This window comes from Bradyrhizobium sp. STM 3809 (assembly GCF_000239795.1).
GTDB lineage: Bacteria > Pseudomonadota > Alphaproteobacteria > Rhizobiales > Xanthobacteraceae > Bradyrhizobium.
In genome coordinates this window covers 1-5030 of record NZ_CAFJ01000587.1, presented here as the reverse complement: position 1 = coordinate 5030, position 5030 = coordinate 1, and the positions used below count along the sequence as shown (strand labels likewise).

Annotated in this window: 3 protein-coding genes and 1 tRNA gene; all 4 read left to right on the top strand. The window is 64.7% G+C overall.

Annotated elements, in window-relative coordinates:
* Positions 1 to 356: 356 nt before the first annotated feature.
* On the top strand, positions 357 to 3047 hold the full coding sequence (locus tag BRAS3809_RS26455) for a glycosyltransferase (protein WP_008965079.1): 2691 nt from the start codon (positions 357 to 359) through the stop codon (positions 3045 to 3047).
* Positions 3048 to 3550: 503 nt separating this feature from the next.
* Positions 3551 to 3626: transfer RNA gene (locus tag BRAS3809_RS26450), tRNA-Lys, on the top strand.
* A gap of 42 nt (positions 3627 to 3668) precedes the next feature.
* On the top strand, positions 3669 to 4217 hold the full coding sequence (locus tag BRAS3809_RS26445; RefSeq protein WP_008965078.1) for a metallophosphoesterase: 549 nt from the start codon (positions 3669 to 3671) through the stop codon (positions 4215 to 4217).
* Between the two features lie 472 nt (positions 4218 to 4689).
* The coding region (locus tag BRAS3809_RS26440) for a hypothetical protein (RefSeq protein WP_035658811.1) at positions 4690 to 5030 on the top strand (341 nt) is incomplete at its 3' end.

Genomic DNA, 5030 nt, shown 5'->3' with positions numbered 1-5030 from the left:
CCGCAGCCGGCCAAGCAGTAGGACCGATGCCCTGCCCGGCCGCGGTGTCGGCAGGGCAGCTGCCCGCGGATCGCAGCACCGCCGCAGTTGTTTAATTGCGCTGCAGCGTTATCGTGTCGCAGCTGGTTCGGCTGCGACCGGTCCGGTGGTTCAGCCCTCGTTCACGGACCGGGCGGCCTTAATGTGACCACCGACATGGCGCCAATGCCGGGCCTGCCGGTGCCGACCGAAGCCGCGCCTTGCCATCGTGCCCGGGCAGCACGCGGCAGGGTGCGTCGGCGATGCGCCGGTCCTCGCACGCGTCGCCGTCACTGCCGCTCCTGTTGTTTCTCCCGCCCGCCACGGTGTCCCGCCAGATGCGCTTGATCGCAGCCGTCATCCTGTTCGTCACCGCAGCCCATGCCGCGCTGTGGGGCGTCCTGCAGACCAAGCAGAGCGCGCCCGATTTCACCGGCATGCTGCCGAGCGTATCCTACGCGCCGTTCGAGGGCACCGAGCATCCCGACGTCGACAACATCCCCAATGCCGAGCGCATCCGGAGCGACCTGAAGAAGCTCGCCACCATCACCCGCGCCATCCGCCTGTACTCGTCGACCGGCGGCGTCGAGCTGGTGCCGCCGATCGCGGCCGAGGTCGGGCTGAAGGTCATGCTCGGCGTCTGGATCGACAAGAACGAGGACCGCAACGAGCGCGAGATCGCCGCCGCCGTGCAGCTCGCGCGCCGCAACAGCAACGTCATCGGCGTCGTCGTCGGCAACGAGACGCTGTACCGCGGCGAGCTCAAGCCGGACGAGCTGATCGGCTACATCAAGAAGGTCAAGAAGTCGGTCAGCGTGCCCGTCACGACCGGCGAGATCTGGAACCTGTGGCGCGACTATCCGCAGCTCGCCTCCAGCGTCGATTTCATCGCCGCGCACGTGCTGCCGTACTGGGAGTTCTTCAACCACACCCAGGCCGTCGACCAGGCCGTCGAGCGCTATCAGCTGCTGCGCGAGAAGTTTCCCGGCAAGCGCATCGTCATCGCCGAGTTCGGCTGGCCGAGCGAGGGCTACAACCGCGGCATTGCCGACCCCGGCCCGTTCCAGCAGGCCTGGGTGCTGCGCAACTTCGTCACCCGCGCCGAAGCCATCGGCATGGAGTACAACATCGTCGAGGGCATCGATCAGCCCTGGAAGTTCTTTGAGGGCGGCGTCGGCCCGTATTGGGGCGTGCTGAACGCCTCGCGCGAGGCCAAGTTCTCCTGGACCGGCCCGATCGTGAACCCCGACTATTGGAAGCTCGCGACCATCGCGCTGCTCGTCGGCGTGCTGCTGTCACTGCCGATCGTGCGGCTGCGCCAGCCGACGGTGCTGCAGGCCATGGTGCTGGCGATCACGGCGCATGGCGTCGGCGCCTGGGTCTCCAACGTCTTCGCCTATTGGAACGTGCACTATTTTGTCTGGGGCTCGGCCTTCGCGCTCACCCTCGGCCTCACGCTGCTGGTCCCGCTGATTCTCATCGCGATGGCCCGCATCGAGGAGATCGCCGCGATCGCCTTCGGCCGCGCGCCGCGCCGGCTGTTGACCCGTGACAAGGTCGCGCGCGACCGCGCCGCGATGCCGGCCGGCTACTGCCCGAAGGTGTCGATCCACGTCCCGGCCTATTTCGAGCCGGTCGACATGATGAAGCAGACGCTGGATGCGCTGGCCCGCCTCGACTACCCGAACTACGAGGTCGTCTGCATCATCAACAACACGCCCGACCCGGCGTTCTGGCAGCCGATCCAGGACCATTGCCGCATGCTCGGCGAGCGGTTCAAGTTCATCAACGCCGAGAAGGTCAAGGGCTTCAAGGCCGGCGCGCTGCGCATCGCGATGGAGCGCACCGCCGCCGATGCCGAGATCATCGGCATCATCGACGCCGACTATGTCGTGACGCCGGACTGGCTCTCCGACCTCGTGCCGGCCTTCGCCGATCCCGCCGTGGGCCTCGTGCAGGCGCCGCAGGAGCATCGCGACGAGCATTTGTCGCTGATGCACTACATCATGAACGGCGAATATGCCGGGTTCTTCGACATCGGCATGGTCCAGCGCAACGAGGAGAACGCGATCATCGTGCACGGGACGATGTGTCTCATTCGCCGCGCCGCGATGGACATGGCCGGCGGCTGGTCGAGCGACACGATCTGCGAGGACACCGACCTTGGCCTCGCCATCCAGGAGCTGGGCTGGCAGACCCACTACACCGCCACCCGCTATGGCGCGGGCCTGCTGCCGGACACCTACGAGGCGTTCAAGAAGCAGCGCCACCGCTGGGCCTATGGCGGCTTCCAGATCGTCAAGAAGCACTGGCAGCGCTTCATGCCCGGCCGCAGCCGGCTCACGGCCGACCAGAAGCGCGAGTTCTCGCTCGGCTGGCTCAACTGGCTCGGCGCCGAGAGCCTCGGCGTGGTGGTGGCGATCCTCAACCTGATCTGGGTGCCGATCGTGGCGTTTGCCGGCATCGCGATTCCCGACAAGATCCTGACCATCCCGATCATCGCCGCCTTCGTGGTCTCGCTGGCGCACTTCCTGATTCTCTACCGGCTGCGGGTCGCGGTCAGGCCGTGGCAGATGCTGGGCGCGATGATCGCGGCCATGAGCGTGCAATGGACGGTCAGCCGCGCCGTGGCGCAGGGCCTGATCACCGAGCACCTCGCCTTCGCCCGCACGTCGAAGGGCGGCCTGTCGCGGATGTCGATCGAGTTCCAGGCGTTCTGGGAGGCGGTCATCGGCGCCCTGCTCCTGATCGGCGCCACCATCCTGATCATGACCAACTACCTGGCGATCACCGAGCTCTACATCTTCGCCGCCGTCCTGATCCTGGAGAGCCTGCCCTTCCTGTCAGCCGTCGCCATCGCGCTCCTGGAAATGTCCCGCGCCAACTCCTTCGAGTTCTGGCGCTACACCACCGTCCGCACCGCCGAGCTGATCGGCCTGCGCCCGGTCTGGGTGCCGGAGCTCGCCGGCCCCGGCATGCAGCCCGCCCCGCTGAGCGCCGCGGCGACGAAGGTGGCGGAGAAGGTGTGAGCGGGAGAGTGTTCGGCATTGGGAGCTCCGCTCCGACCGTCTGAACCACACGGCCCGCAATTGACCATCTCCCGGTCATTCCGGGGCGATGCGCAGCATCGAACCCGGAATCTCGAGATTCCGGGTTCAGCCCTGACGGGCTGCCCCGGGATGACCGGCTATGACGTCACGGGCTTGCTTGACGCACCAAACGGGCGCCTTCCAACCCTCATGGTGAGGAGCGCCGCCAGTTGGCTGCGCGTCTCGAACCATGAGGCCCCCGCTGGTGCGGCCCGCTTCCTTCCCCCCGCACCGCCCGCTGTGGTTTCCCCCGCCCGCCCTATTGACCGGAACGGACCCACCCCCTACACAGCCCGCACGACAGCATGCGGCCCACGGGCCAGGGGTGTACCCCCGTTCCCGCGACCCGCAGTGAACCACGGCCACGCCTCCAGCGTTCTGATGTTCACCTGCCGACGATCCGGACAGTGACGGTCAAGCCGTCACACCGCTTCCAAGGAAGCGAGCGCGTAGCTCAGCCGGTAGAGCACGTGACTTTTAATCATGGGGTCCCGGGTTCGAGTCCCGGCGCGCTCACCACCCTTGCATTCCCCACCACGATCCTCCGCCCGACGCGGAGGGATGAGGAGACCACCACCCATCGATATCTTCTTCACGGCCGACCGCCACTTCGGTCACGCCCGCATCATCGAGCTGGCGAAACGCCCCTTCTCCTCCGTCGCCGAGATGGACGAGATCATGATCGAGCGCCACAACAAGGTGGTGAGGCCGGGCGACGTCGTCCACGACCTCGGCGATTTCGCCTTCGCTGACCACGAGCCTTACCTCCGCCGCCTCAACGGCCAGATGCACCTGACGCTCGGCAATCACGACCATCCCAAACGCGTCAACGCCGTTCGGCACCTCTGGGCCAGCATCGAGCCCCTGCGCAACATCACGCTGCCCGGCGGCACGCACGTCACGCTCTGCCATTACGGCCTGCGGGTCTGGTCGAAATCCCACCACAGCGCCCTCCACCTCTACGGCCACAGCCATGGCCGCCTCCCCGGCGACAGCCAATGCTGCGACGTCGGCGTCGACTGCTGGGACTACACGCCGGTGTCGATCGAGGAGATCAAGGTAAGGCTGATTACGCTGCCGAAACGGAGGGATCCGGATCATGAATTATGATGGAGACCAGCCGGTCCTCTCCGCTACCCTACGCAGTCATTGACGCTCTCACTTTCAGCCAAGTAGCGGAGGCACAAGCGGCGAGAGTTCGGTAATCGCTCCTTAGTTCGACAATTAGGAAGCTGCCAGCCGTTCCAGCAAAAGTGTGCCGATCACGACTAAGACAGCGGATCTCGGCCGCGTGCGGTACCACGAAGATTAACAGAGGCCGCTTTGCCCGCGCAGTGTGCAGTTTGCCCTACATTCAGGAGCATCTTTGATCTTGCGTTTGCCTCCGCTGTACGAAACAGTTTGGGGCGCTGGGACTCAGCCACGCCATTGGGGGAGCGGGTTGGTGGAATGGCTTCATTGGTGCGTGATCTTGGCGCCTTGGGCTGCGGCTCTTTGGCTGATAATATATGACACGCGCCCTAATTCAGCCTCCCTGTCTTCACAAAGCCTTGAAAGTCTTACACAAAGGCGCCTCACACCCGTGTACGCTGTGGCGTTTGTGGTTATTCTTACGCTCGCAGCTTTGCAGGGCAAGGCATTTACTGAACCGGAGACTGAACAGAACAGATTTTTGTTCTTCATTCAGACATTTGCAGGAAACTGGGATCGTCAGTTCCCAAACACCCTCGATCCTGCGCTCTTCGTCATCAGTGCGGTGATTGCCCTCGCGCTCAACTTAGGAGCAATCGCTGCATTGTGGCGTATTCTCAGAACGGTCGGCTCGATCAAAAGGAATGAAACCATGAACGTGGTGACGCTTCTCTCAGTACGAGACACCCTGGTTAGGGATCACCTTTTTGAGCTGCTGCAAAAGCGACTTCC

What these genes read in the sequence shown, in the direction of transcription:
- BRAS3809_RS26455 (WP_008965079.1), top strand. Translation starts at nt 357, where the DNA reads ATGCGCTTGATCGCAGCCGTCATCCTGTTCGTCACCGCAGCCCATGCC.
- BRAS3809_RS26445 (WP_008965078.1), top strand. Translation starts at nt 3,669, where the DNA reads ATGAGGAGACCACCACCCATCGATATCTTCTTCACGGCCGACCGCCAC.